This is a genomic window from Nostoc sp., from assembly GCF_036917275.1.
Classification (GTDB): Bacteria; Cyanobacteriota; Cyanobacteriia; order Cyanobacteriales; family Nostocaceae; genus Nostoc.
Window position 1 is genome coordinate 52,990 of record NZ_JBALDF010000068.1, and the last position, 26,799, is coordinate 79,788.

Here is a 26,799-nt window from a genome sequence, read left to right on the forward strand (position 1 = left end):
AATATGTCATTGGGAGCGATCGCAGAGCGTCTCGTAAAGAAGCGAAGCAATCCCAAGGATGTTGCGATTGCTTCGCTCCGCTGGCAATGACAAATATTCTGCCGGACATAATCTCAAAGACTCGTTAATGGAGTTCAAAGACTCATTCACGAGTATCAAAGACTCGTTAATGGAGTTCAAAGACTCATTCACGAGTATCAAAGACTCGTTGACGAGTATCAAAGACTCGTTGACGAGTATCAAAGACTCATTCACGAGTATCAAAGACTCGTTAATGGAGTTCAAAGACTCATTCACGAGTATCAAAGACTCGTTAACGGAGTTCAAAGACTCATCTAAGCTAAACTATTTGTTGCCTAGAGTTTTTATTTACTAAAGCGACGCTTTATATAATCTGCCTGGGAATCGCCGCGAACGGAGTTGATTCGTAAGAAGGTCTTATCTTTAGAAATGTTATACAGCGGTTTTCAAGTGAATAGACCACATGCGTAGGGGCACAATGTATTCAGTAATGTCAACTTAATGTAAAAGCCTGTCTAGATAGACCCTTCAGAGATTGCCTCGTTAAGAGTCTCAGACTGGGAATGCCAGTTTGGAGGCTCCGCTTCCCTCTCCTGGCGGCAGAGCAACCAGGGTATGCATTTCCAGCCAGAGACTGGAAACGAGATTTTACAAGGGTTATAGCTTACAGCTATTTTCAGGTAAATAGACCACGCGGTAGGGGCGCAAGGCCTTGCACACTTACGACAGATGTGATTCAAATACTTGAATTCTGCTGTAAGTTGACACCTATGAATATATTGTGCCCCTACAATGATTTTGAATACTAGAAGTTAGGTAAAGTGGTGCGTTAGCCTTTGGCGTAATGCACCGTACCCTAAAAATAGAAGTTAAAATAGACGAACATCAGACTTAGGGAGATATTTACTGCTTGTGCTGGCGTAATTGCTCTACTATATAGTCTTCGAGTTCTTGTCTTTCTCTGTTACTGGCATTTCGTTGATAAGTTCTTCCTGTTTCTTGAATAAACCTGCGTTTCTCACTTGGAGAAGATTTGAGTTTACCTCCAGCGCCTTGCAGCTTTTGCTGTAATTCTTCCCAAGTCTTTTCACCTACACTTTCACCTAGTTTTACCAGTACCTTTGGTAGTAATGTTTTTGCCTCTCTTTGAAAATCTTCTTCTGTCTCAAGGGAAGCAAAATCAGTTTTGCTGAAATCGATATCGATTTGAAACTTACTCATTTTCCTGTCAATCGTAGATAGGATACGAAGATAGCATGATTAAGCAGCTAACAGAAAGCTCCTGACTCCTGCCAATCCTTTACGTGTGGGCGTTTGGCTGCCCAAACCCAAATAAACAATATGGAAGCTTTCGTCACAAATTTGACGATACTCGCTACAGTTGATATCTTCACTAGCATTATCGTTGGTATCGCTGTATTGGAAGCCATAGTCAAGATTATGGTTTTTTCTTTAGCTGCTGTAAAAAGCTGAAGGAGGCTAAAGAGGAAATTCGGCTAGCATTGGGTATGTAGCTGGTTTCCCTTGAGTTTCTACTGGCTGCTGACATTTTACCTAGTGCGATCGCTCCAACTTGAAACGAAATTGGTAAACTAGCTGTGATAATTGTGCTGCGAACAATTCTAAATTTCTTTTGTCAAAAATAAATTCAGCAAGCAAAGAATAAAAATAATGATATCAAGATGGTTGCAACAACTCTGTTAAAGACAATTAACCTGCAAACTGGGAGACAAATTTTGGTCTTGAGCGTTATCCTATCACTCCGCATCTTTCTTAAGAAGTTATTTACTTGGGAGAAAAGGCAAATTATGATAATTAAATCTCATGCTTAATGAATAAAACAAGTTTTTACAGATGATTTAAGAGTGCTAGATCAGAAGGATTTTACATATAGTTAATCCCCGTATAGCGGTTCTCAGTTGAGTGCGGTACAGACCTAACCCCCAACCCCTTCCCTATAAGGGAAGGGGAGTAAGATTCAAAGCCTCTCTCCTAAAAGGAGAGAGGTCAAAACTCTACTGCACCCAAGCGAGAAGCGCTATACAACCAGGTTAGCAATATTAAAAATGCTATCTTAAAGGCAAAGGTCATTTGCTAAATTATTCAGGAAAACGCTATGACTACAACGCTCAAAGAGGCTAATTCTATCGAGTCATTGCTAGGTAAAGAGGCTGAAGACCTGCTTACCTACAAAGCAAAAGTTTCTCAAGATTTAATACATTTGCCGGGGCCAGACTTTGTAGATCGAATCTGGCTCAATAGCGATCGCAATCCTCAAGTATTGCGTAATCTCCAGTTACTTTATTCTACTGGTCGTCTGGCAAACACAGGATATCTGTCTATTTTACCAGTAGACCAAGGGATTGAACACTCAGCAGGCGCGTCTTTTGCGCCCAATCCGATTTACTTCGATCCAGAAAATATTATCAAATTAGCGATCGCCGCAGATTGCAATGCGGTTGCTACGACTTTGGGAACATTAGGGATCGTTTCGCGCAAGTATGCCCATAAAATTCCCTTTATTGCCAAAATCAATCACAACGAATTGCTAACTTTCCCCAATCAATTTGACCAAGTATTGTTTGCTGATGTGGAACAAGCTTGGAATTTAGGGGCGGCTGCCGTAGGTGCGACAATTTACTTTGGCTCAGACCAGTCTACCAGACAAATTCACGAAATTAGCAAAGCTTTTAAACGCGCCCATGAACTCGGTTTGGTCACAATTCTCTGGTGCTATCTGCGGAATAACGCTTTTAAACAAGATAAAGATTACCACGTTGCGGCTGACCTCACCGGACAAGCGAATCATTTGGGTGTGACGATTGAAGCCGACATCATCAAACAAAAGTTACCCGAAAATAACAATGGTTACGGTGCAGTCGCTAAAGCCACTGGTAAGAGTTACGGCAAAACTGATGAGCGGGTTTACACAGAATTGACAACCGACCACCCAATTGATTTAACTCGTTACCAAGTATTAAATTGCTACTCTGGGCGGGTGGGGTTGATTAATTCTGGTGGGGCGAGTGGTAAAAATGACTTTGCCGAAACAGTTCGCACCGCCGTGGTCAACAAACGGGCTGGCGGTTCAGGATTAATTTCTGGGCGAAGGACTTTCCAGCGTCCTTTTGAGGAAGGTGTGAAGCTATTTCACGCCATTCAAGATGTTTATTTGTCGCCGGATGTGACGATAGCTTAGGGAGTCGCGAGAAGGGGGCAGAGGCAAAGAGGTAATTTTTAATTTTCCCCAATGCCCTATGCCCCATTGTCTTACTTCAAACCCAGAATATTCAAGACTATGTACAAGCCCCCTGCATATGTGGCAGAACCAAGCAGTACGCAAACTGGCAGTGTCAGAACCCAGGCTAGCAGGAGATTTCTCAAGGTGTCCATTTGCAAGCCAGAATGGTTCGCCGCCATTGTCCCCGCGACACCAGATGAAAGGACGTGAGTGGTACTGACTGGCAGACCGAAGTAATCCGCAGCACCAATAGTTGTCATAGCTACTAGCTCGGCGGAAGCTCCTTGAGCGTAAGTAAGGTGGTCTTTGCCAATCTTTTCACCCACTGTTACCACGATGCGCTTCCAACCAATCATTGTGCCAAGACCCAGTGCAATAGCAACGGCAAATTTTACCCAATTAGGAATAAACTTGGTTACTTTATCCAACTGCGTCTTATAGCTGTTAAGCACCTCTTCTTGTTTGACATCAGTTAATTTTTTCTGGTGGTCTAGTTTCCCAATTGTTCCAGCGACTAAATACATATCGGTTCGTAATGAACTTAGCTCATCGCTTGAAAGCTGCTTAAAACTAGTCTTACCAGCAAGCTTGTCTCCAATTGTCCGACTTTTGGCAGCAAGGGCTGCGAATGTTTTGTCGTTAGCTTCGCTAGTTGGTTTGAGGAAGTTGGAAAGCTCATCTGTGATGCTTTGGCTGTTTAAGAATGTTCCTCTTCCTTGTTGTTGCAGCACTGGAATCACAGAGTTGGACGTAGTAGCCAACTGAGCGATCGCTCCTGCATTAGTATTTATATTCAGTGCAAATATACCTGGAAGAATGCCCACTAAGATGAGCATGATCAGACCCATACCTTTTTGACCATCATTTGAACCGTGGGCAAAGCTCACACCAGTACATGTCAAGATTAACAAACCACGTATCCAAGGCGGTGGTGCTTTACCGTGATCTGGCGCACGGTACAACTCTGGTCGTTTGATCAGTATCTTCGCCAGCAGTAACAGCAGTGCGGCGCAGGTGAATCCAATAATTGGCGAAACCAACAGAGACGTAAAAACTTCCTGCGTCTTTGCCCAATTCACGCCCTCGCCAAAGACATGACCCTTAGACAACATTGAATTTGCTAAACCAACACCCATGATTGAGCCAATCAGCGTATGTGAACTGGATGCAGGTAAGCCCAAGTACCAGGTTCCCAAGTTCCACATGATCGCCGAAATCAAAAGTGCAAAGACCATTGCAAAGCCTGCACTTGAGCCAACATTGAGTACCAACTCAACAGGAAGCAGGGCAATAATGCCAAAAGCAACGGCTCCAGATGATGTCAGCACACCAATTAGGTTCCAACAGCCTGACCAGACGACGGCGATGTTTGGCTTCAGAGTATTAGTATAAATGACTGTAGCAACTGCATTTGCAGTATCATGAAAACCATTGACAAATTCAAAGCTGAGTGCTAGACCCAACGCCAAAGCTAGAAATAAATATTCCATTTAGCACTCCCAATAAAAGACAAGAATGCAGTCTGACTAAAACAAGTTGTGTGATAAAAAAACTATTAAAACTAGGAAAAAACCTGGGTTTATTGCAATTCAGAGAACTACCTAAAAATTTATAGTTATAAATACAACTTTTTCCTAGATATATTCTATGATTGCGTCTACTATCTCGAAATTAAGAATGGGTTCTAATTACATTTGAAGATTAAAATAGATAAGTTAAGAAATAAATAAGTAATAGTAAAGAATAAATTAAGTAACTCCAAATCATAGTTGTGGGGAGTGGGGCAGCAGAGGAGAATAACCAATACTTTCTCTACGAGAGGCTACTTCTCTGCGAGAGGCTGCGCCAACGCCTACGCTCAGTACAAGTGCCCAATACCCCATGCCCCATTGTTATCTAACGTTTCTCAATAAGAAATCTGGTTGACCACAACTTTTTTGCGATCGCTTCAAAATCTCCGCACTACAAATACCAGCTTCACCATTTTTGGAATAACAAAAGAAGACTTCTTGCAAAAATCTTCCCGAACCAGAACAAAACGGTGCTATACCATCAGCATTAATTTGATTATTCGCATTCACAAAGGAATTTTTAAAATTTGTAATTGTGGTACGCAAAGGTTTCGCAGGACGATTATAAGCTGCGGGAATAGCGATCGCATCTTTTAATTGTTTACTAAATGCGAAGTATTCTGCGGGAGTTTTCCCAGAACAAGTACCATGTTTTTCCCATTCATGATCGGCAAGTTTAGTGCTAGGAAACAAATTGGGAAACTGCTGCTTTACTTGCAAAGGTAATTTTTGCGTGGAACAATTAGCGGGATAACCAGTTTGGTATTGTGGCCACAAACCATGTAGTACAAAACCAAGTTTCCTTCCAGAACCGCACTGCTGCTGGTCACGATTACCATTTGTCGCACAATAATCCGGCGACCAAGAGAGTGTCAGTACATAAAAATCAAATTTACCGGGAGTACCACGATTTTGAGCAATGGCAGCATTCGGTATAAAAAGACTAGTAATTAACAGAGAAAATGTGACAAAAAGTTTCTTAATCTGCATATAAACAGTTAGGTTCCTGTAAAATTAAAGTTATATACAGTACATTGTTAATAGTCAAGGGTCAGAAATTCTTCCCCAGTCCCCAACGAATTCAGAAAAGCAAATCTTGGTAGGGATTCTGGGATATCCTTAGATAAGTGAAAGATTTGCCAAAAATAGTAAGAATGAAGCTGGCAGCAAGAGTAAGTCAGGTAACACCTTCATTAACCTTAGCGATCGCAGCCAAGGCTAAGGCACTGAAGGTAGAAGGAATAGATGTTTGTAGTTTTAGCGCTGGAGAACCAGATTTTGATACCCCAGCGCATATTAAAGCCGCAGCAGTCAAAGCTTTGGAAGAAGGCAAAACCAAGTACGGTGCAGCAGCTGGAGAACCAAAGTTAAGGGAAGCGATCGCCCGTAAGCTTAAAACTGATAACCGTCTTGATTACAAATCAGAGAATGTCATCGTCACCAATGGCGGTAAGCATTCTTTGTACAACTTAATAGTGGCGCTAATCGATCCAGGTGATGAGGTAATTATCCCTGCGCCCTACTGGCTAAGTTATCCCGAAATGGTGACTTTAGTCGGTGGAGTCTCAGTGATTGTGCCCACAGATGCCACGACGGGTTATAAAATTACTCCCGAACAACTCCGTAAAGCAATCACGCCGAAGACGAAGTTATTTATCCTCAACTCCCCATCCAATCCCACAGGGATGGTTTACACGCCAGATGAAATCAAAGCACTGGCGCAGGTAGTAGTTGATGCAGATATCTTTGTCGTCTCTGATGAGATTTACGAAAAGATTCTCTACGACGGTGCAGAACATATTAGCATCGGTTCTCTAGGGAAGGAAATTTTTGACCGCACTTTGATCAGTAATGGGTTTGCGAAGGCTTATTCCATGACTGGGTGGCGTATCGGCTATTTAGCGGGGCCAGTAGAGATTATTAAAGCAGCGAGTACCATCCAAGGGCATAGTACATCTAACGTGTGTACCTTTGCCCAATATGGTGCGATCGCAGCTTTGGAAAGTCATCAAGATTGTGTCGAAGAAATGCGCCAAGCCTTCGCCAAACGGCGACAGGTAATGTTAGACAGACTCAACGCCATTCCCGGATTGAGTACCGTCTCACCAGATGGCGCTTTTTATCTGTTCCCTGATATCAGCAAAATCGGTCTAAAATCCCTAGAATTTTGTGACGCCTTGTTGGAAAAGCATCAAGTTGCAGTCATTCCCGGAATTGCTTTTGGCGCTGATGACAACATTCGCCTTTCCTACGCCACAGATATGGCGACGATTGAAAAGGGAATGGATAGATTAGAGAAATTTGTCAAGTCGCGTATTTAGTTAGTTGTCATTTGTGAGGACAATTTACCAACTCTCCAACTTATTAACTCCACCTTTTCGACTCAGAACGGGTGGAGTTCATTTTTAAACCTGAAGTTCCGAGTTCCAAGCTTGAAGTTCCGAGTTCCAAGCTTGAAGTTCCGAGTTCTGAAGTTGAAGTTCCGAGTTCTGAAGTTGAAGTTCCGAGTTCTGAAGCTGAAGTTCCGAGTTCTGAAGTTGAAGTTCCGAGTTCTGAAGTTGAAGTTCCGAGTTCTGAAGCTGAAGTTCCGAGTTCTGAAGCTGAAGTTCCGAGTTTTGAAGCTGAAGTTCCATTTTCTGAGACTAAAATTTCAGCTTGCGAAGCTGAAGTTTCATCTTCCAAACTGGAACTTTCGAGAACCAAGCTTGAAGTTCCACGCATTTACACAAACAACCGCGCCACGCTGCAAAGAAAATTTGGTAACAGAGGTGAAGAGAGGTCATCTGTTGAGAATAATGTTGCTACTAATTTCAGAACTGCTTTTTCTCGGCGATACACTTCAACTTGTTGCAATTGCCAGTTCAAAATCCAATATTCTTGAACTCCTCTAGAGGCATATAATTTGAGCTTAACTTCCCTGTCTCGTCGCTCGTTCTGCGTCCCAGGGGAAAGTACTTCTACAACCAGTTCTGGCGCTCCCGTTAAATGTCCTTCATTATCAAGTAAAATGGCGAGGCGTTCTTTACTTACCCAAACCACATCGGGAATAACGTTATCTGCATCACTAAAAATAATTCCTGGTGTTGGGACAGCCTCACCAAGACCTGTTGAGAGTGACCAAGTTCTTAATTCTGCATAAATATTACCAGTAGCTTTTTGATGTCCCCAATGTGGTGCCCCAGTCACAAATAATTCCCCATCGATAATTTCGTAGCGATTACCGTTATCTGGTAATAACTCTAAGTCTGTGCTTGTCCAACGTACCCGTTCATCAATGGTTTGGCTCATAGGAACCTCTGAAATATTGATAATAATATCCTAATGGCATTTGTCATTTGTTATCCTTCCCCATGCCCAATGCCCCCTGTTTTACATCAACTCCATCTCCCGCAACCCCTGGCGTAGTCTTTTGGCCTCTTGGGGATTATACCTTTCATGAATGGCGATCGCTTTTCTAAAAGCTGTTAAACTATCTTGATGATTGCCAACTTTGAGCAACACTACCCCTAAATTTTGATAGGCTTCGGCATAGTTGGGATTCAACTCGATTGCATTTTGATAATATGCGATCGCATCTATAAATAAACCCAAAGCCTTAAATATCATCGCTAAATTATAATGTCCAATAACAAAAGTTGGGTCAATTTTTAAAGTTGTGGCGTAAGCAGTTTTCGCACCATCAAAATCACCTGCTGCTTTGAGTAAGTTACCCAAGTTGTTGTATGCTCCTAATTTGAGCATAGGGTAAATTGGCAATTTGATGGCAGCTTTATAGTGATAAATAGCCTGTGGGAATTTTTGCAACCGACTGTAGGCAATGCCTAAATGATAGTGGAGTTCATATAAAATATCGTAGTTTTCTTCAGCAGTGGTGATTCCTCGTCTAAGCAACTCCATACCTGGGGAAATTTTCCCAGTTTGCACATACAAGGCCCCTAATTTACTGCAAACATAGGGATCATCAGGATGAGTTGCGAGAAACCCTTCCATCGCCGTAGCTGCTTTGGCATATTTGTTATTTTGAGCGATCGCACTTTTTTGATATCCTACGTGTAAAAGTGCTACTCCTGGTAAATAACCTACTTGCCAATGGGGTTCTTTAGTTAAAATTGCTGACACACTATCATCTACTAAGGCATGGTAAGGGCGGTCAAAACGAATATCTGGATGATTACGGAATAGCCTGGAAACTAGAGAATAGGGAGATTGTTCTGCACCAACTTCGTGGCGGACAAGGTTGATGAGCAGGTATTCGTCTCTTGCGATCACCTCCCGCAATTGCGGTAAAATTGCTGGTGTCAGAGTTTCATCAGCATCTAATACCAGAATCCAATCACCAGTGACATATTTTAGAGCCGCATTACGCGCAGCACTGAAGTCATTACACCATTTAAAATGATAGACTTTTGCACCGAGTTGTTGGGCAATATTGGGAGTGCGATCAATTGAACCCGTATCCAAGACTACCATTTCATCCACCACTTTTCTGACACTGTTCAGGCATTTAGGTAGTGTTGCTGATTCGTTTTTCACAATCATGCACAGACTGAGTTTCATATTGCCAATAAATTCTGGGTTCAGATTTTTTGCTTGCTGTATTCACCAACTTTTATTTTGCACCGATATAGCATCAGATAATCATCTGGCGAGTTTTTAACGAAGGATAGGGTAAGGATATTTTATTCGCCATCAAAATGCTCAAGCTTTACTTGTTTAGGACTTACGCAAAAAACCTCTCAAACTCTTATTCCTCCGTGTCGCGCCAGTTGCTTTAAGTCGGGGAACCCGCCCAACGCACTGGCTTCCCTGCGTCCTCGGCGGTTCGATTTTCCATTACCTGTGCGTAAGTCCTGTTGTTAAACAAGCTTACTGAAACTAACTCAAGATATATCTATTTTAGTTCTTTGACAATTTTTCTAAATAAGCCTAAAAAATCTTAACAGGGTGAATCGCTACAAAGCCTCCTATATCAAACTGTAAAGTTTAATTCTCATCAGTGCCACATTATTGACACATTATCTACATACCTCATTTACTCTACACTCTACAGAGGTCAACTTACCCTTCACGCCTGGATTTATGAAATTGAGAGTAGATAAGTCTTTGCTGTGGATGCCGATACGGGTTGATTTAAAATCAGATAAAATCACCCCTTACCTGTACCTAATCCTTTAATAGGTGTACACTCAAAATAGGAGATTTATCTTATATGTCTTGGATAATAGTTAATCATCTTTTAAACTAAATATTATCCCTTTGTGATGCTTGTATAACTATAATACAGATTATATAAATAGTCATATATATCATGAAAGATTCATTCACCGAAACAGCAAAGTTACTTCGCCAAAATCTCAAGGAATATTTGCGATCGCTTCAGTATTGGTTTTTCAATACACCAGAAAGGGCGCTCTTAGAAGCTCAACAAGCAGCCCAGAGAATTAAAAACATCGAAATCGAACATTTTGGTAACAAAAGAATATCATCAGAATCAGTAAATTATACTGAGAATGTGATGTCTTACTGGCAAGGATACCTTGAGAAGAATTTAACTATTATCAAAATCAGGCTTGCAGAGTTCCGGCTTAGTCGGGGAATTGTCAATATTTCTAATTCTGTTTTATTAGAAAAGTTAAAGGTTATTGATGAAGTTGTAGAGAAGTACTCTATCAAAGATGAACTAATTAGCAACAGCGAGTTAGAATCAACTTCTCAGCCACTACAAGTTAACCAGAGCGAAATCAACGAACAGCTAGACTCATCTAATATCAATAATATTCAAACCCTACTTCCATCTAAAACAACTGGGGCAATTCCAAGGTCTTTTGGCAATACAGTTAATAGAATTAAAGCCGGATTCTCCCCACAGGCAGAAGAAGAATTTATTAGAAGTTACCGAAATTCTCGAAATCGGACAAAAACTGCTCTAAGGTTTTTATTAATTTTAATTATTGTACCGTTTTTAACTCAGCATATTTCTAAGCAATTCTTAGTAGTTCCCTTATTAGAAAAGGTTAGAGGAGATCAAATTCAAACTTTCCTCAATTCTGATATACAGAAAGAAGCTCTCCATGAATTACATAATTTTGAGCAAGCATTGAAATTTGAACATTTACTTAATCAAGCGCCACCACTTTCTTCAGAGGTAATAACAGAAAAAGTTAAAGACAAAGCAATCGAAATAGCTGAAAAATCTCATACTCAAAGTAATAGCGCCATTAGTAATGTTTTTGCAGATTTAATATCATTAATTTCTTTTAGTTTAATCATCGCTTTCAGCAAAAGAGAAATTATGATTGTGAAGTCTTTTATGGATACCATTGTCTATGGTCTGAGCGATAGTGCTAAAGCTTTTTTAATTATTTTGTCTACAGATATATTCGTAGGATTTCACTCACCAGATGGGTGGGAAGTTCTTCTTGAAGGATCGGCAGAACATTTAGGTTTGCCAGCCAGTAGAAATGTAATATTTTTCTTTATTGCTACATTTCCAGTGATTTTAAACACTATCTTTAAATACTGGATATTCCGCTATCTGAGTCGCTTATCTCCGTCGGCATTAGCTACATTAAAAGAAATGGACGAGTAATTCATAATTTATAATTATTTTGATGCATTTGTCTTATGATTCGCTAGGCTATGTATATCCTGGTTCTTCCAAAGCGTACTATGGATTTTGAAAGCAAAACCAATGCCCCAACTCCCACAGATAACATAGAGTTTCCTCAATCAGCTACTACCCGTAAGCCATTGGAATTGTTGCGAGATACCGAGGCTTTGCTACGTCGCCCAACCGTAGCAACACTGTCGCCGATTTTGCCACTAAAACTAAGCAATAGATTCCAAGCAATCTCATCTTTGGCAGATGACTCCTTTAAGGAACTGGCAGAAATTGACCTAGACAGTATTAGTGATTTTGAACTGCGACTTGCACGAATTCATGTTGGCTTAAGCTTTGTTGGTTTTGGGGCGCTGATGATATTAGTGCTGCTGCTGTACTTAAACACCTTGCGTCCAGAACTCAGAACGGTTGAACAGATTCAGCGATATTGGTATCAATATGTTTGGTTTGTTAGTTTGGGTGTTACAGGGATGTTTATGTTGGGACGTGAAGCGATGCGCCCTATGCCAAAGCGGCGAAAATGAAAAACAGCAATACTCATCTTACTTTTCACGTTATGTGGAAAAGCCCACGAAAAACCTAACCCCCTAACCCCCTTCCCGACACGGGAAGGGGGAAAATTCAAAGTCTCTCTCCTTAAAGGAAGAGAGAAATAGAAGTGAGGTTTTCCAGATACCGTGAAAAGTCAGCAATACTCATTGGTGTCAACTTAAGCTAAAACTCTTTTAAATTAAAATTTTTCTTTAATTAAGAAATAATAATTGTTAGAAATTAGTACTTCATAATATGCTTGGGTATAAGTAGCTGTCAGTAAATTTTATTATATATGAATTACGATGCCTTCATTGTTCCACCAGGTTCAAAGATTTCTTTGAAAAAAAACTATGACCCAGCTTATAAAACTGATTTTAATCAAAAAGCTGATGCTGCAATCAAATTACAGGCAGATATTGAACGAATAGCAAATTACCAAAATATTCTCTACGCTCAAAACACTTATGCCTTCTTGATTATTTTTCAGGCAATGGATGCTGCTGGCAAAGATAGCACAATTAAACATGTGACATCTGGTGTTAACCCGCAAGGATTTCAGGTGTTTAGTTTTAAGAGTCCCAGTGCGGAAGAATTAGACCATGACTACCTGTGGCGAACAACTAAGGCTTTGCCAGAAAGAGGTCGAATTGGGATATTTAACCGTTCATACTATGAAGAAGTGCTAATAGCTCGCGTCCATCCAGAAATCTTGAAAAAGCAACAACTTCCTTACTTTCCTGAAGGAAATAAGATATGGAAACAACGCTTTGAACAAATTAATGGGTTGGAAAAATATTTGGTAGACAATGGTGTAATTATCCTGAAATTCTTTCTCAATGTTTCTAAATCCGAGCAGAAAAAACGTTTTTTAGAACGGATTGAGTCTCCTGAAAAAAATTGGAAGTTTTCAGATAGCGATGTCCGAGAACGAGTTTTTTGGGATGATTATATGAATGCTTACGAAGAAGTTTTCAACCACACTAGTACAAAATCGGCTCCGTGGTATATTATTCCTGCCGATCGCAAATGGTTTACCCGCCTGATAGTCGCTAATATTATCTGCACAAAATTACAAGAACTAAATCTGCAATACCCAACAGTGAGTGAGGAACATAGGCAGCAGCTTTTAGAAGCAAAACGCATTCTAGAGCAAGAAGATGAACCGATGAACGTAAAAGATAAAGGGGGAAAAAAGTAAAATTTAAAAATATTATAGTATGATTATTTTACTTGACAATATAGCGCTTCTCGTCTGTACACAATACATTTTGACCTCACTTCCATTCCTCTCTCCTTTTAGGAGAGAGGCTTTGAAGCTTACTCCCCAACGCTAGTAGGGAAGGGGCTGGGGGTTAGGTCTGTATTTCACGCAATTAAGAATTGCTATAAGCACTTATATATTTCTTAATTGTCTCTGTAACTAATAAGTTTGCTTGGTAATAACAGCCTGAAAATCATGATTCAAATGGCGGAAAATGCCAACAATCATCCACTTCATACTAATACCGCTTTTGATATTGTGGCGATCGCAGCCTCAGCAGGCGGTGTGACTGCTTTAATTGAAGTGCTATCAACTTTACCAGCAGAATTTACAGCTGCGATCGCCATTGTGCAACACCTTCCTCCGCAACATCCGTCGCTGATGGCAGAAATTCTCAGTCGGCATACGGCTATTAGCGTCAAGCAGGCAGAGGAGGGAGATATCCTTACCCCAGGAACGGCTTACATGGCTGCACCCGATCATCACTTGTTAGTTAACGGTGACGGCACGCTTTCCTTATCACAGTCGGAATCGGTACGTTTTTTACGTCCTTCGGCTGACTTGTTATTTGAATCGGTTGCAGCCATTTACAAAAATAGAGCGATCGCCCTTGTGCTAACTGGAACGGGTAGTGATGGCACCATTGGGGTAAAGGCAATCAAAAAAATGGGCGGTACTGTCATTGTCCAAGACATAAAAACCGCTAAATTTTCCGGGATGCCCTCGGCTGTGATTCAAAGTGGCAACGCAGATTTTATTCTCCCCCTGAATGAAATTTCCTCCACCTTAATGACTTTGGTTATGGAAGAATGTAATTAAGCTCAGAAGCAGAGGGGCACAGGGGCGAATGGCACTAAGATAAGTCCAAAGTCTTGTTTTGTCTCGTTCCCAGCCTGAAGGATGGGAAACTATTTCGGGAGGCTCCGCCTCCTCTTTCTTGACCAGAGGCAGAGCCTCTTGAAACTCGTTCCCAGTCTTCAGACTGAGAACGAGGTTACACAAGCCTTTCGGCTTTTCTTAGTGCCATTCGGTACAGGGGCATACTTCTTTACTAGAGACTAGACCTCTTGCATAAGTCGAATAGACCCCCCTTAATCCCCCCTTATAAAGGGGGGAAACTTTAAATCTTGCCCCCTCCCCAATATATCGGGGAGGGTTGGGGAGGGGTGATTCAAGGATTTTTGCAAGAGGTCTACTGTGCCTTAAGCGTAGCTATGCCGCAGGCTTTACGACTGCGCTTAGTAACCAGGGGGGCAGAAAAGATATGTTGAAATAGTACAACACGGCGTAAATAGAGCAACCATTTAAAAACTCTAAAGAGCTTATTCCGTAATACTTTTGAATGAGTGACTTTTGACTTCCGCCTTGCGGTACTAGCCCCTAGTTCTGCCTGAGTTGAACTAAGCGTTCACTAACTTAGACATCATCTTACTCGACCACTCCCACTGTGAACCTAAAGCAGCAAGCGTAGCCTTGAACTTGATGTTTCGCTACTTTTCCTATATTAAAATGGTTCGGCAACTAACTGCGATCGCCTGCAAATAACTAGAACACTTTGAGCTAGTTAACCAATAGTTTGAACGCCGGAATATTCCCCTGTCTCCTCCCTATGGCGTTTCAAAAGCTACTGTCCGCCCTAAGAGGATGTTTGAAAAGTCCATAATGATGTATAAAATATTTTTTACCCCTCCCTAACCCTCCCCGATATATTGGGGAGGGAACCGGATTTTTCTTGTTTCCCCCCTTTATAAGGGGAGGGAACCGGATTTTTCTTGTTTCCCCCCTTTATAAGGGGAGGGAACCGGATTTTTCTTGTTTCCCCCCTTATAAAGGGGGGACTAAGGGGGGTAACAACGCAATTAAAATCACAGTTAACCACTTTTCAAACAACCTCTAAAGAACCTGAGCGATTTCTGGATTCCTTGCTAGTCACTGGTTTAATTTAAGCTCGCTCTCACGAACGCCTGGGACTATTAGCTACTCATTATCCAAAGCCAGAATTAGCAAAATTTTATCTGGGGTTAATGGTATCCGAAGCGCATCACTACGGTATATATTGGGTTTTAGCTGCTACTTACTTGGACAAAGAAATTGTCATGCAACGGCTTGATGAATTAGCAATTGTCGAAAGTGAGTTGTTGGCGACTTTGCACCCAGAACCTAGAATTCACAGTTAGTAGACTAACCCAACAGATATGAAGCTTCAGCTAACACACCTGAGACTGCTTGTCTCCAACTACAAAGATTCTTTTCTGTTCTACCGGGATCTGCTGAAATTTGATGTCGATTGGGGCGATGAAGATAGCGGATATGCTGAGTTTAATACTGGATATCTCAAGCTGGGTTTGTTCAAAAAAGAATTAATGGCTGAAGTAGTCCCAAGAATCGAACAGCCTTCATACGTTGCGAGTCGAGATAAAATTGTCTTGATTTTCGCAGTTGATAATGTGGATGAAGTCTATAAACAAGTAAAAGATCAGAATGCGATAATTGTAACTCAACCACAAGATCGCCCAAGCTGGGGAATCCGCACAGCTCATTTTCGCGATCCTGATGGCAATCTCATCGAAATTTACAACAATCTAGGAATTGTCAGTTAACTGAATTTTAGGGATTTCCAAGAAATAAATTATCCAATCTTGTGGGGTGGGCTAAAAAGCCCGCTCGTAACAAAAAGCGGACTTTCCGATCCGCCCGACAAATTTTAGATTCCCTTTGACGGATTTACCCATCCCCCAAGCTAAATATTCAACAGAACTCAATATTATCTGTTGCTTCAATCAAGGCACTACAAATTCCTGCTTCACTCATCGAATGCCCAGCATCAGGAACAACTATAAATTCTGCTTCTGGCCAAGCGCGATGTAATTCCCAAGCTGATATCATTGGGCAGACTACATCATAGCGTCCCTGAACAATTACAGCCGGAATATGGCGGATGCGGTCTACATTTAAAAGTAATTGATCTTCTGTTTCCAAAAATCCCTTATTCATGAAATAATGGCATTCAATACGTGCGAAAGCTGAAGCAAATTCATTCTCGCCAAACTTTTGCATAAGTTCTGGGTCTAAGAAAAGTCTACTGGTACTAGCTTCCCAAATTGACCAAGCACGCGCTGCTGCTAATTGAATTTCTAAATCTGGACTGGTCAACTGCTTGTAATATGCTGCGATCAGATGATCACGTTCATCTATGGGAATCGGTTTAAGATATTCTTCCCAAGCATCAGGAAAAATATAACTAGCACCCTCTTGGTAGAACCATTGCAACTCTTTTTGTCTCAACATGAAGATACCACGGAGAATTAACCCCGTGCAGCGAGAAGGATGGGTTTGACTGTAGGCTAATGATAAAGTGCTACCCCAACTACCACCGAAAACCGCCCACTTTTCTATACCTAAATGTTGGCGCAGTTTTTCGATATCACTGACTAAATCCCAAGTAGTGTTTTCTCGTAATTCGGCATGGGGAGTACTTTGACCACAACCGCGCTGGTCAAACATCACCAACCGCCATTTTTCTGGGTGGAAATATTGCCGATAAAAAGGTGGACATCCACCACCAGGCCCCCCATGCAGCAAAACGATGGGTTGACCTTGCGGGTTACCTGACTCTTCAAAATGAATAGTATGAAGGTCAGAAACCTGTAAATTACCTTCTAAGTAAGGCTCGATCGCTGGGTAAAGTTCTCGCATTTTGAATATTTTATCAGTAATCTTGTGATTGCGATCGCTAAACCCTGAGTTGTCAGATCGTTGGCGTGATCATATTACACCAAAGAGGATCTATATAGTTAAGAGCGCGATTATAAAATTCGTGGCTTCTTTATCTCGCTTTAACTTAACGAGTACATTTCCTTTGTTAACCAAAGCTTCATGCTTCTCTGGTTTAATTTTCAATGCTTTGTCGAAAGATGCAACAGCTTCCTCGTAACGTTCAAAATTTGCCAGCGCATACCCCCCTTAATCCCGCCTTATAAAGGGGGGAAACAGGAAATCCACCCTCCCCAATCCAAGTTTCCTTGTGCGAATATTGCAAAGAAACCCCAAGAAGGGAAACAGGAAATCCAGTTCCCTCCCCAATACATACGGGGAGGGTTAGGGTGGGGTAAAACCCAGATTTATCAAGCAACAGCCCCTTGTTTAGGCTGACGTACCGGACGCTTGCGATCGCTTCGACGAACGCCCCCTGCCATTTTGTACTCATCGCTATTCTTGCCATACTTTGCAGCTACACTGACTAACATATGTTCTGTTAGTTCCATCAACAACTTTTCGGCAAGTTCTAAGGTTCCTTGAGTCAGATCCACGGTGGAAAGGCTTGAGTTATATGCTTCTAACTTGTCTTGCGTTGTTTTAATGGCGACTGCAAAGGAGTCAATTGTTACCCCATTGCCTAAGTCTAAGGTGGCACTGATCGATTTCAAAGCCGCAATCCGACGCTGTGCTCTATCAAGTACTTTAGACCCGCGTTTTGGACGTGACATAAATCACTTTCCTGTTATTAATAATGCGCCAGGACAAAAACTGAGTTCTATCCTGAACTGTACAGAACTACGATAGACAGAATTTGGGTTACTTGACACCCGCATAATTCAGTATAAATTGATTTATTTATTACAAAATTATTTAATAATTTTATGTAAATTCTTGGTGGTTGCCCGAATTCAATTAGGACTTACGCAAAAATTGCCAAAAAGCTTAATTTATCGAACCGCCAAGACGAGGCAGTGCGTTGGGCGGCTCTGCCGACTTGAAGCAACTGCCGTGCCAAGAGCGCCGAGAATTCGTAGAGTGTGCGTAAGTCCTATCAATAAACAACTGCCCGAATTCAATAAACGACTGCCCGAATTCAATAAACGACTGCCCGAATTCAATAAACGACTGCCCGAATTCAATAAACGACTGCCCGAATTCAATAAACGATTGCCCGAATTCAATAAACGACTGCCCGAATGCAAAATTCGCCCACCCTGGGGAATCTTGCTACATCTCCCAACCCCTTTTCCCAAAATTGGAAGAAGGGGAGCCAAATTCAAAGTCCCTCTCCCAAGCTTGGGAGAGGGATTTAGGGTGAGGGCTTTTGATTCATGCAAGAAGTCTAATATAGGAACTTAGCAAACTTGCTTTTATTCAACACAAAAGCAAACGCAAGAATTGAACTGATACAAAGCGTAGACGCTGCATCGGCGAGTCAAGAGACATCGCACACAAATTTACACTAATTCTTCATAAAACTCTATGTAAAAACATTTAAAAATATATTAAGAAGTATAAAAAAACACTATATTTTCAAATAAGAAAGGCGATCGCCCTCGCCCAAGAGTCTGCGATCGCCTCTCATTTAACCCCTACAATTGGAGTCAAGCATGATCATGGCACAATCAAAAAAGTTTGCTAAATCATCAGAATTCAGCATTCTTGATACTTTTGCTGTAAACCTTTAGAAGGTGAAAGTTGTTCTCAGCGTACCGATAAACGCATCGTCGTTATCGCTGTTTTGACCAGGAGAGGTCAACCAGATCACGCCAGGGGTGATTGAGACATTATCTGACACGCGATACTTGTAAAAGCCTTCAAAGTGATAAGGTATATCATTACCAACAAAACCTGGTCGGTTAAAAGCATAAGGTTCTGCACCAGCAAAAATGCCTAAAACGTTACCCTTTTTACCAAAGTCAGGCAACGCTACCCCAAGACCGTAGCTCCAAGCTTGAAAATCATCATTTGCACCAAAGCCTGTGACATCGTGATAAGAAATGAAGCCACTAATTGACAGTTTGTCGCTGGGTCTGAAGGCTGCCGACAAACCATAGGAATTACTGGAAGATGGGTTTAAGGTACTTAGAGTGTTAGCTTGAGCAGTGCCTACGACGCGGCTAGTGCTAGCTAAACCACCACCTAAATCAAATAAATTACCACCTGCACCGTGATAACCGTGAACGTAGGTAGCAGCTATGGATAAGCGATCGCCAACACTAAAGTTTAACTGTCCAAGAGCTGCATAGTTACCCTCCAACAAACCTAGATTTGGCCCAGGACTATTAGCATTTGACGCCAAGTAGCCTATAGTCAGTGAACTTGGTTTGAAAAAACTGCCACCCTTACCAAAGGGTAAAGTCAGTGCTGCACCGGCACCACCACCAATGCGATAGATGGCACTTTCAGTAGCAAAGGTAGACAAAGCACCATTACCGCCATCATAATCTTCAAAGTAAGGGTTATTAGTGGCAACATAATCGCTATGAATACCTCCGGTGCCCGCAAAGTAAGCTTGGACTGGGCCTATGGGTACGTAATACGCTAGCCAGTCTATAATCACACCGTTATTACCAGTGCTGCCGATTTGAAAAGTTTGTGTGCCTTCAGCAGTATCAATAGGAAGACCAGCATTATCCACTTGATTAAAGGCTAGTGCATTACCGGCTGCAAGACGGGTGTGTAAAATATCTTTACCAGTGAAACTGGTTTGCAAGTCTAAACGTACCCTATCTTGGAAAACAGTATTGTTAGCATCGCCAGTGTTACCGCCAAAAATATCATTAACGGCAAAAATCGCTTCACCCACCAATTTTGTGGTAGTTGAAAACTGATTAGCTTCTAGTTCAGCAGTCCGTGCTTCTACAGCATCTACTCGACCACGCAGAGTTGCTAATTCTGCCGAGAATTCCTCTTGCAAACGCTGGAGGGTCGCCAAATCTTGTTTTGACACCAAGTTACCAGTTGCTGTCGCAATCAGTTCATTAACTCGATCTAGACAAGCATTCAAACCTGCGGCAAACTCATAACGGGTTAATGCCCGGTTACCACGGTAAGTGCTATTTGGGTATCCAGCAATACAACCGTAGCGTTCAACCAGAGATTGCAAAGCTTGGAACGCCCAGTCAGTTGGCTGTACATCAGAAAATTGAGAAACTGATGTGACCTGAGACAGTGAATTCTGGTTCTTGCCTTCGCTGCTATAACGGTTAACCTCTTCTAAAACATTATTATCATCAGTCTTTTGGGCAACCAACTGCTGATTAACTTTTGGTTGCTCTGTTTGAATGAATATTGAAGCAGTAGAAGCTATTGGTGCTTCTGTCTGAGTAACTTTTGCCTTTATATCTTCAGAATAGCTTGCTACTTCAGCAGCCATAGCCCTAGCACAAACCAACACCGTCACTCCCAAAACTACTGGACTTAGTACCAGAGTTTTCCACAATAAATGAGACATTTTTTATTTTCCTTTCCCAAAAAAGACCCTAAATCACTGGCTTCAAGAAAAAGAGAACAAGCAGTTATTCTACTTGTTGGAAATCTTATCAGATTGCCGTGAACTAAGCTATAACTGACAGAATGTTTACAAAAAATTGTAAAGTATTACAAATGACTTGTTTGCAAAATAGAACGTTTATTGTGAATTAAAGGGTTTAAGACCCCGTGGCTCCGACTCCGCTTGGTTTTCGTCGGGATTTAAATTCCCATCTGAAAATGTCTTTAATGCATGAAGGCGTGAATTGTTAAGCTGGGATTTCGCTAGATTTTGTGCCATTTCTGGACTTTACCTTCTTGTTTTTGACTCTAATTTGTGGTAAATCCTTTTTATCTTTGTAAAAGTAACAGATTTCCACTAGAGTTGGCCATATTTCTAAAGAACCGTGAAATTGGCTAATGACATCATCAATAATTCTGGAAACGTTTTGCTGAAAAAAGTCGGGTTCAAACCCATAAAATACTCTCGATAAATTCTCAGCAAACAACTGGAGGGACTGCTTCCGTTCTTCATTTTGGGTAGACATTGAAGCTTTGATTACTTGGCTGTGGATAGCAGAGATTTTTTCCAAGATTTCCTCAGAGTCTTGCAACGTAACCTCACCAGAGTAATCAAACTTGATTCCCAGGTCATCAAGATGATAAACACTGCTCTTAATCTTCTTTTTCAAGAGGCTGCATATTTCTTCATTAAAGAGTTCACTAGCTAGAGGATTACGCATGTAATTATTTCTAATGTGGTTTTGGACAGCATCAACATGTGCAGCTACAATGCCCTCTCGCTGTATCCAAAGCCTGTAGATATAATCTTCAAATCTGAGGCGAGTTGGGAAAAAAGGTGGCAAACCTAGCTGATTATCATATCCAGCAACTCCACAATCCATTCTCCAATTTTTGTTAGTAATAACAGGTCTAAAATTAGTGAGAATATAAAAATCATTCAGGTCATTTGGACTTATTTGGTTTTCATCATTAAGATACATATGAATGAAATCAAGTGTATCGATATCGTTAGTTCCGGTGCGAAAAGTCTGAGCAATCTTAACGATAGCATTATTCAATACTCTTCCCTGTTGTAATAAAAGGCTGTTTTCCCGAAAGTAACCCTTTGTTGTGTTAGTTTCTAAGTTCATTGCTGTATCCACAACCAATTCTCCAGCCTCAAAGTTTTCCGGTACATTGCTGGCTTTTTGACCTAGAACATCACCAAAAGCCGTGAGTAAATCAAAAGATTTATGGACAAATCCGCCTTGTTGGCTAGACTTGATTAATTTACCTCGACATATTTCATCACCTGATAAAGATTCTGGGCTAGTTTCAATTAATGCATCTGGTCGCATATCGTCATCTGCACTAACCATTAAATGACCAAGGGTATACATTAGTGTGAAGTTGCGATTTCCTCCATAACTAGGTCGGAATAAGTTTTTGACTAGTGACTCTAGCTTCTTATCACGTAGTCTTTCATTTAAAAATGTAATAAATTGCTCTTTCTGTTGGGGGCCGACATAAAATACGTCATTGACAGTTTTAGTCTGCTCTAAAAGTGGGTAATATTTCTCATGATTGACAATGCTGGAATCATCAAAAATGATAATTTTTAAAGCATGACCATTTGCCCAGAAATTCTCATCATACTTTTCGATGGTCTGTGCTACATCTCTGAGTCGATGAGTCGGAATAACAAATACAGTCTCTTTTTGTTTCATAAAAAAATGTTTAGTGTTTTAAAATGAAGTTTCCAAACTTTAAACTCTGTTTAAGTTGCCTGCAAGTTGGTTAAAAAAAGCTAGAGTAATACGACTTGGTAACAAAATCAATAGCGGGTGGATTAGAATAATTACACTTACTAGGGTAATTTCCCGTTTCTTGATTTTTCGTCCCAAAAACTCATAGGTCACACAATGAAAAGATTTTAGATTTTAGATTGACTTCAGCAATCAAGTCTAAAGTCCCCATAAGCGTAGCGAAAAACTCACCTATTTAGGTTTGTAATCAGAGCAATTGAGTGCTTGTTTAGTAAGAGCAGTGGTCGGGTGTACTGCACAGTTTAGATAATGGTTATTGTCAAAAAATCGGCAGTTTTTACAAGAATGTTGCTGTAAATGTTTGATGCTTACTATTTCGTCTTTATCTTGCACCACATTTTCTGGGGGATCTTCGATTGCTTTGCAAACGTATGAAACAATATAAACGACAATTCCCCAAACAACTATGAAGCAAAGGTGAGCCAAAAACACTGCTACAAATGGAATATCTCCCTCCTGTGGTTTTGTGTCATGATGTGTTGCTTCAGTCGGTTTAGCTTCAATCAAGGTGGACTGATTAACACTTTTTTGGGCGAAGAGATAAAGTCTCAAAAACTCCGAAGTATGCATATTCAAAGCGCTAAATACTCTTTGCTTAGATTAAAATACCAAATAAGCTTGGCTATTAAGCTCTTTTGTTTTTGAACACAGAGTCTTTTTAGTTAACTCTAATAATATTGTGCAATACTTTAAACAAAATTAAAGTCATGTTTGATATATTTTTAACCCATCTGATATATACCGGAACAAATAAAAGATATGTTTATTTAATAGTTAAAATGGCATATATTTAGAGATGTATTTTGTATATAGCTAGGGATTGGGTAAAAAGCCTTTTTGTATCTAATACCAATTCTGTATGAAGATGCACAGAATATTAAACGAACCGCCAAGTACGCCAAGAGCGCCAAGAATAGAGAGTTACTCATTTAGTGCGGCTTCACATTAAATTGGTATAAGTTTTATCAGGTGTTAATGTCCTAACCACCTTAGCTATTGCTATAAATAGCAATCCTAAATGATTTCTGAAAAATATAGATAAGGAAACAAACTGCCGATCTGAAATAACAAGATATCCGACTTATTTAAATAAGTCGGATATCTAAGGTTTGAAATTAAATTTGATAGTAAATAGTTTTAACTACTTTTCATGCCTTTATCTCTTGATTTTATCCAGAGCTAAATTCAACTTCAAAACATTAACTCCAGGCTCACCAAAGATGCCGAGAAAGCGACTATCTGTATTTTGAGAAATCAAAGTTTCTAGTTGGTTCGGCTGAAATCCTCGCGCCTTAGCTACTCGTGCAATTTGCGCGATCGCAGCTTCGGGGGTAATCTGAGGGTCAAGGCTGGAACCAGAGGTGTAGACTAGATCGCCAGTCGGCTGTACACCCGCTTTTTTTAGACGATTGAAGTCACCTTCAATCTTTTTACTGGGATCGGGGTCATCTTTACCTTTGATGCGTTCCAGCAATGCAGGATTACTGGGAGCCAAATTACTAGCGCCGGAAACCCCAGTTTTCAAAACTCCCGCATCGTCTTTTTTGGGGTCGGCTGTGCTGTAGCTGGTGGTACTGGGACGGCTGTTAAAATAGTGATCGCTACTAAAAGGTTGACCAATCAAGGCAGAACCGACAACTTCACCTGTACTATTTTTCAGTAGACTACCGTTTGCTTGAAAGGGAAACACAATCTGCCCAATGGTAATCATCGCAAAAGGATAAATAATCGCCCCAATAACCCAGAGTACCAGGGTAGAACGAACAGCTCTGCTAGCTTCACGTGCAAAACTCATTAGAATTTCTCCGGTACAAACATTACAAAAAATAGGTAGATGGAAAGCCCTAATGTCACCAGTCCTAACAGTCCCAATCCCCAAGATTGACTGCGGGAAAGTTGTTCGCCAGTAGCTGCATAAACCAAAGGTGCAACCACTAGGTTGAAACACATCGCCAAGAACAAATACAGTGGCAGCTTTTGTTTACGCCATTGACACCAAATTTCAGTTATTTCTTCTAATACTTGGGATACAGGGATAGTGCGTCGAATATGAGAAGGTTTCATAGTTAATTAAGACAACGGCAGAATAATATCTATCAGTTTGATGGCGATGAAGGGAGCAATAATGCCGCCAAGTCCATAGATGAAGATGTTGCGGCGTAGGAGTTGATCTGCTGTTAAAGGTAAAAACTTTACCCCTTTGAGTGCTAGCGGAATTAGTGCCGGAATAATCAAGGCATTGTAAATCAGCGCCGAGACGATCGCAGATTGGGCACTCTTTAATCCCATAATATTAAGTGCGCCGATTCCAGCAGCTGCAAAGATAGTGGGAATGATCGCAAAATACTTGGCAATATCGTTTGCGATGGAGAATGTTGTCAATGCACCACGGGTAATTAGCAACTGTTTACCTATGGTTACTAAGTCAATCAACTTTGTGGGGTCTGAGTCTAAGTCCACCATGTTAGCAGCTTCTTTGGCAGCTTGCGTCCCAGAGTTCATCGCCACACCCACGTTTGCTTGAGCTAGGGCGGGTGCATCGTTAGTACCATCCCCGGTCATTGCCACCAGTTTACCCTGAGATTGTTCGGAGCGAATCACCTCAATTTTGTCTTCTGGAGTCGCTTCGGCAATGAAATCATCCACCCCAGCTTCTTCGGCAATTACCGAAGCGGTAATTCGGTTGTCACCTGTGAGCATAACAGTGCGAACACCCATGCGGCGGAGTTGGTCAAACCGTTCCCGCAGACCAGGTTTGACAATATCTTTAAGGTAGATGACACCATAAATCTTGTCATCTTGGCAAACAGCTAAGGGTGTACCGCCTAATCGGGAAACTTGCTCATAAGCTGCATCTACATCATCAGGAACGTAGCCGCCACGAGAACGCACAAATCCGTTAATCGCCTCCACCGCTCCTTTGCGAATTTGTTTACCATCAGGTAGATTCGTGCCACTCATCCGGGTTTTCGCTGAAAATTCCACACCTTCGGCTTTGTCGATATTAAAGTCTACTGCAACCTGGGACTTCTCTGCCAATATCACGATTGACTTGCCTTCTGGCGTATCGTCAAATAAGCTAGCAGCTAGGGAGACTCGCGCCATATCTTCTACTGAGTGATTATCCAGAGGAATAAACTCATCAGCCATCCGATTACCCAAGGTAATAGTGCCTGTTTTATCTAGCACTAAGGTGTTGATGTCGCCGCAAGCTTCTACGGCTCGACCAGAGGTAGCGATGACGTTAAACTGGGCAACCCTATCCATCCCAGCGATGCCGATCGCACTGAGCAAACCACCGATAGTTGTAGGAATCAAAGCTACCAGTAGCGAGATTAGAATAGCAACGCTAGCACCCGCCCGTAAGCTGTTTCCTGCTTCAACGCCAAAGGCCGTGCTGACAAAGCTGGCGATGTAGCCAACGAATGGAGGCATAGTCGCCACCACAATCAAGAAAACCTGTGTTAGTACTGCCAACAATACCGTTAAAGCAATTTCGTTGGGAGTCTTGCTGCGTTCTGCTCCTTCTACCAGGGAAATCATCCGATCAATAAAGCCTTGACCAGGGTCAGCACTAATGCGAATTGTCAACTCATCTGAGAGCAGGCGTGTACCTCCTGTCACGGAACTTGCAATATCTGTACCTGGTTGCTTGAGTACGGGCGCAGATTCTCCAGTAATTGCAGACTCATCCACTGAGCCAATGCCTTTAATTACATCCCCGTCGGCGGGAATCATATTATTTGCAATTACCTTAACCAAATCGCCCCGTCGCAGTTCTGTAGAATTGACTTGTTGTATAGAACCATCGGGGAGGATTTTGTTAGCGATCGTATCCGATCGCGTCGAGCGCAGTGAATCAGCCTGTGCTTTACCGCGTCCTTCAGCTACGGCTTCGGCAAAGTTGGCAAAAACGAGTGTAAAAAAGAGAATGAAGGTAATTAACCCGTTTAACAAGCGTTGTTGATTGATATCCGCCTGGATTGTACCAAATAAATTTGGGTTAAGGGTAACAAGGAAGGTGACAATTGTCCCTACCCAAACAACAAACATAACTGGATTTCTGACAGTAATTCGAGGATCGAGCTTGACAAATGACTCACGAATTGCTCTCTGGTAAAGCCCCCGCATATCTGTCTTGGGTGTGTGCTTGCGCGAGTCACGAGTTCCAGATGGAATAAGGGGGGAGGGAGAATCAGTAGTAATTGGCATACATTAAATTTTGAGCATAAGTCTTTGAAGTGGATGAACGGAGTTAAAAGGTGAATTGACGGAGTTAAAAGGTGAATTGACGGAGTTAAAAGGTGAATTGACGGAGTTAAAAGGTTGATTGACGGAGTTAAAAGGTGAATTGACGGAGTTAAAAGGTGAATTGACGGAGTTAAAAGGTTGATTGACGGAGTTAAAAGGTTGATTGACGGAGTTAAAAGGTTGATTGACGGAGTTAAAAGGTTGATTGACGGAGTTAAAAGGTTGATTGACGGAGT

At 41.4% G+C, this 26,799-nt stretch carries 27 protein-coding genes and 2 pseudogenes; 11 read left to right on the plus strand and 18 right to left on the minus strand.

All coding sequences use genetic code 11. The annotated features are described in order from the left end of the window. Positions 1 to 6: 6 nt before the first annotated feature. Positions 7 to 327, minus strand: coding sequence for a hypothetical protein (locus V7K35_RS26520; protein ID WP_335083130.1), 321 nt, complete (start codon positions 325 to 327; stop codon positions 7 to 9). A 597-nt stretch (positions 328 to 924) separates the two neighbouring features. Continuing rightward, positions 925 to 1,242, minus strand: a complete 318-nt coding sequence (locus V7K35_RS26525; protein WP_335083132.1) for a hypothetical protein — start codon at positions 1,240 to 1,242, stop codon at positions 925 to 927. Between the two features lie 120 nt (positions 1,243 to 1,362). On the opposite strand from V7K35_RS26525, the gene V7K35_RS26530 reads away from it, so the two are divergent. The 3 genes from V7K35_RS26530 (at position 1,363) to V7K35_RS26535 (ending at position 3,220) form a co-directional block, all read left to right on the plus strand. Further along, positions 1,363 to 1,494 carry a hypothetical protein gene (locus V7K35_RS26530; protein ID WP_335083134.1) on the plus strand — a complete coding sequence of 44 codons (132 nt, stop codon included), beginning with the start codon at positions 1,363 to 1,365 and terminating at the stop codon, positions 1,492 to 1,494. 110 nt (positions 1,495 to 1,604) lie between these two features. Further along, positions 1,605 to 1,667, plus strand: coding sequence for a hypothetical protein (locus tag V7K35_RS29840; protein WP_442939768.1), 63 nt, complete (start codon positions 1,605 to 1,607; stop codon positions 1,665 to 1,667). Positions 1,668 to 2,137: 470 nt separating this feature from the next. Beyond that, complete coding sequence (locus tag V7K35_RS26535) at positions 2,138 to 3,220, plus strand: class I fructose-bisphosphate aldolase (protein WP_335083136.1); 1,083 nt, start codon at positions 2,138 to 2,140, stop codon at positions 3,218 to 3,220. Between the two features lie 71 nt (positions 3,221 to 3,291). On the opposite strand, the gene V7K35_RS26540 is transcribed toward V7K35_RS26535, so the two are convergent. After that, positions 3,292 to 4,752, minus strand: coding sequence for an inorganic phosphate transporter (locus V7K35_RS26540; RefSeq protein WP_335083138.1), 1,461 nt, complete (start codon positions 4,750 to 4,752; stop codon positions 3,292 to 3,294). A gap of 402 nt (positions 4,753 to 5,154) precedes the next feature. Beyond that, positions 5,155 to 5,823 carry a ribonuclease T2 family protein gene (locus V7K35_RS26545; protein WP_335083140.1) on the minus strand — a complete coding sequence of 223 codons (669 nt, stop codon included), beginning with the start codon at positions 5,821 to 5,823 and terminating at the stop codon, positions 5,155 to 5,157. Between the two features lie 164 nt (positions 5,824 to 5,987). Here V7K35_RS26545 and V7K35_RS26550 point away from each other — a divergent pair, with 164 nt between their 5' ends. Then, the gene (locus V7K35_RS26550) at positions 5,988 to 7,154 is read left to right on the plus strand and encodes a pyridoxal phosphate-dependent aminotransferase (RefSeq protein ID WP_335083142.1); all 1,167 of its coding nucleotides are present in this window, start codon (positions 5,988 to 5,990) and stop codon (positions 7,152 to 7,154) included. A gap of 84 nt (positions 7,155 to 7,238) precedes the next feature. Here V7K35_RS26550 and V7K35_RS26555 read toward each other — a convergent pair whose 3' ends face one another. The 3 genes from V7K35_RS26555 to V7K35_RS26565 all read right to left on the minus strand — a co-directional run bounded on the left by V7K35_RS26555 (position 7,239) and on the right by V7K35_RS26565 (position 9,390). Beyond that, a complete protein-coding gene (locus tag V7K35_RS26555; RefSeq protein ID WP_335083144.1) occupies positions 7,239 to 7,466 on the minus strand; it encodes a hypothetical protein in 228 nt (75 codons plus the stop codon). An 88-nt stretch (positions 7,467 to 7,554) separates the two neighbouring features. Continuing rightward, positions 7,555 to 8,121: a Uma2 family endonuclease gene (locus tag V7K35_RS26560; protein ID WP_335083146.1), complete on the minus strand. Its 567-nt coding sequence runs from the start codon at positions 8,119 to 8,121 to the stop codon at positions 7,555 to 7,557. Positions 8,122 to 8,202: 81 nt separating this feature from the next. Continuing rightward, complete coding sequence (locus V7K35_RS26565; RefSeq protein ID WP_335083148.1) at positions 8,203 to 9,390, minus strand: glycosyltransferase; 1,188 nt, start codon at positions 9,388 to 9,390, stop codon at positions 8,203 to 8,205. Between the two features lie 751 nt (positions 9,391 to 10,141). Between V7K35_RS26565 and V7K35_RS26570 the strand changes: the two genes are divergently transcribed. The 7 genes and pseudogenes from V7K35_RS26570 to V7K35_RS26600 all read left to right on the plus strand — a co-directional run bounded on the left by V7K35_RS26570 (position 10,142) and on the right by V7K35_RS26600 (position 15,850). Next, entirely contained in the window at positions 10,142 to 11,422 is a 1,281-nt protein-coding gene (locus V7K35_RS26570) for a proton extrusion protein PcxA (RefSeq protein WP_335083150.1), read from the plus strand. Positions 11,423 to 11,502: 80 nt separating this feature from the next. Continuing rightward, entirely contained in the window at positions 11,503 to 11,979 is a 477-nt protein-coding gene (locus V7K35_RS26575; RefSeq protein ID WP_335083152.1) for a hypothetical protein, read from the plus strand. 302 nt (positions 11,980 to 12,281) lie between these two features. Next, on the plus strand, positions 12,282 to 13,187 hold the full coding sequence (locus tag V7K35_RS26580; protein ID WP_335083154.1) for a polyphosphate kinase 2 family protein: 906 nt from the start codon (positions 12,282 to 12,284) through the stop codon (positions 13,185 to 13,187). Positions 13,188 to 13,445: 258 nt separating this feature from the next. Next, entirely contained in the window at positions 13,446 to 14,069 is a 624-nt protein-coding gene (locus tag V7K35_RS26585; protein ID WP_335083156.1) for a chemotaxis protein CheB, read from the plus strand. A gap of 603 nt (positions 14,070 to 14,672) precedes the next feature. Then, positions 14,673 to 14,795 (plus strand): tRNA isopentenyl-2-thiomethyl-A-37 hydroxylase MiaE, encoded by a 123-nt coding sequence (miaE, locus tag V7K35_RS29845; RefSeq protein ID WP_442939769.1) that lies wholly within the window; start codon positions 14,673 to 14,675, stop codon positions 14,793 to 14,795. Positions 14,796 to 15,133: 338 nt separating this feature from the next. Beyond that, positions 15,134 to 15,427: pseudogene (gene miaE / locus V7K35_RS26595) on the plus strand (tRNA isopentenyl-2-thiomethyl-A-37 hydroxylase MiaE); the annotation flags it as partial. A gap of 18 nt (positions 15,428 to 15,445) precedes the next feature. Continuing rightward, on the plus strand, positions 15,446 to 15,850 hold the full coding sequence (locus tag V7K35_RS26600) for a VOC family protein (RefSeq protein ID WP_334796313.1): 405 nt from the start codon (positions 15,446 to 15,448) through the stop codon (positions 15,848 to 15,850). Between the two features lie 148 nt (positions 15,851 to 15,998). Here the strand turns inward: V7K35_RS26600 and pip are convergent, their stop codons facing one another. The 11 genes and pseudogenes from pip to V7K35_RS26650 form a co-directional block, all read right to left on the minus strand. Continuing rightward, a complete protein-coding gene (pip, locus tag V7K35_RS26605) occupies positions 15,999 to 16,946 on the minus strand; it encodes a prolyl aminopeptidase (protein WP_335083158.1) in 948 nt (315 codons plus the stop codon). Between the two features lie 90 nt (positions 16,947 to 17,036). Then, a complete protein-coding gene (locus tag V7K35_RS29850) occupies positions 17,037 to 17,201 on the minus strand; it encodes a tetratricopeptide repeat protein (protein WP_442939770.1) in 165 nt (54 codons plus the stop codon). A 173-nt stretch (positions 17,202 to 17,374) separates the two neighbouring features. After that, a complete protein-coding gene (locus V7K35_RS26610) occupies positions 17,375 to 17,737 on the minus strand; it encodes a hypothetical protein (protein ID WP_335083160.1) in 363 nt (120 codons plus the stop codon). Between the two features lie 956 nt (positions 17,738 to 18,693). Then, entirely contained in the window at positions 18,694 to 20,466 is a 1,773-nt protein-coding gene (locus tag V7K35_RS26615) for an iron uptake porin (RefSeq protein WP_335083162.1), read from the minus strand. A gap of 286 nt (positions 20,467 to 20,752) precedes the next feature. Beyond that, complete coding sequence (locus V7K35_RS26620; RefSeq protein ID WP_335083164.1) at positions 20,753 to 22,213, minus strand: hypothetical protein; 1,461 nt, start codon at positions 22,211 to 22,213, stop codon at positions 20,753 to 20,755. 39 nt (positions 22,214 to 22,252) lie between these two features. Further along, positions 22,253 to 22,405, minus strand: coding sequence for a potassium-transporting ATPase subunit KdpA (locus V7K35_RS26625; RefSeq protein WP_442939767.1), 153 nt, complete (start codon positions 22,403 to 22,405; stop codon positions 22,253 to 22,255). A gap of 78 nt (positions 22,406 to 22,483) precedes the next feature. Further along, positions 22,484 to 22,819 (minus strand): hypothetical protein, encoded by a 336-nt coding sequence (locus V7K35_RS26630; protein ID WP_335083166.1) that lies wholly within the window; start codon positions 22,817 to 22,819, stop codon positions 22,484 to 22,486. Between the two features lie 649 nt (positions 22,820 to 23,468). Next, complete coding sequence (gene kdpC, locus V7K35_RS26635) at positions 23,469 to 24,107, minus strand: K(+)-transporting ATPase subunit C (protein ID WP_335083168.1); 639 nt, start codon at positions 24,105 to 24,107, stop codon at positions 23,469 to 23,471. Beyond that, a complete protein-coding gene (locus tag V7K35_RS26640; RefSeq protein ID WP_334726084.1) occupies positions 24,107 to 24,376 on the minus strand; it encodes a potassium-transporting ATPase subunit F in 270 nt (89 codons plus the stop codon). Before V7K35_RS26640 ends, kdpC begins: the two co-directional genes overlap by 1 nt. Positions 24,377 to 24,382: 6 nt before the next feature. Continuing rightward, positions 24,383 to 26,524 (minus strand): potassium-transporting ATPase subunit KdpB, encoded by a 2,142-nt coding sequence (gene kdpB / locus V7K35_RS26645; RefSeq protein WP_335083170.1) that lies wholly within the window; start codon positions 26,522 to 26,524, stop codon positions 24,383 to 24,385. Positions 26,525 to 26,527: 3 nt separating this feature from the next. Beyond that, positions 26,528 to 26,799 (minus strand): annotated as a pseudogene (locus V7K35_RS26650) (hypothetical protein); the annotation flags it as partial.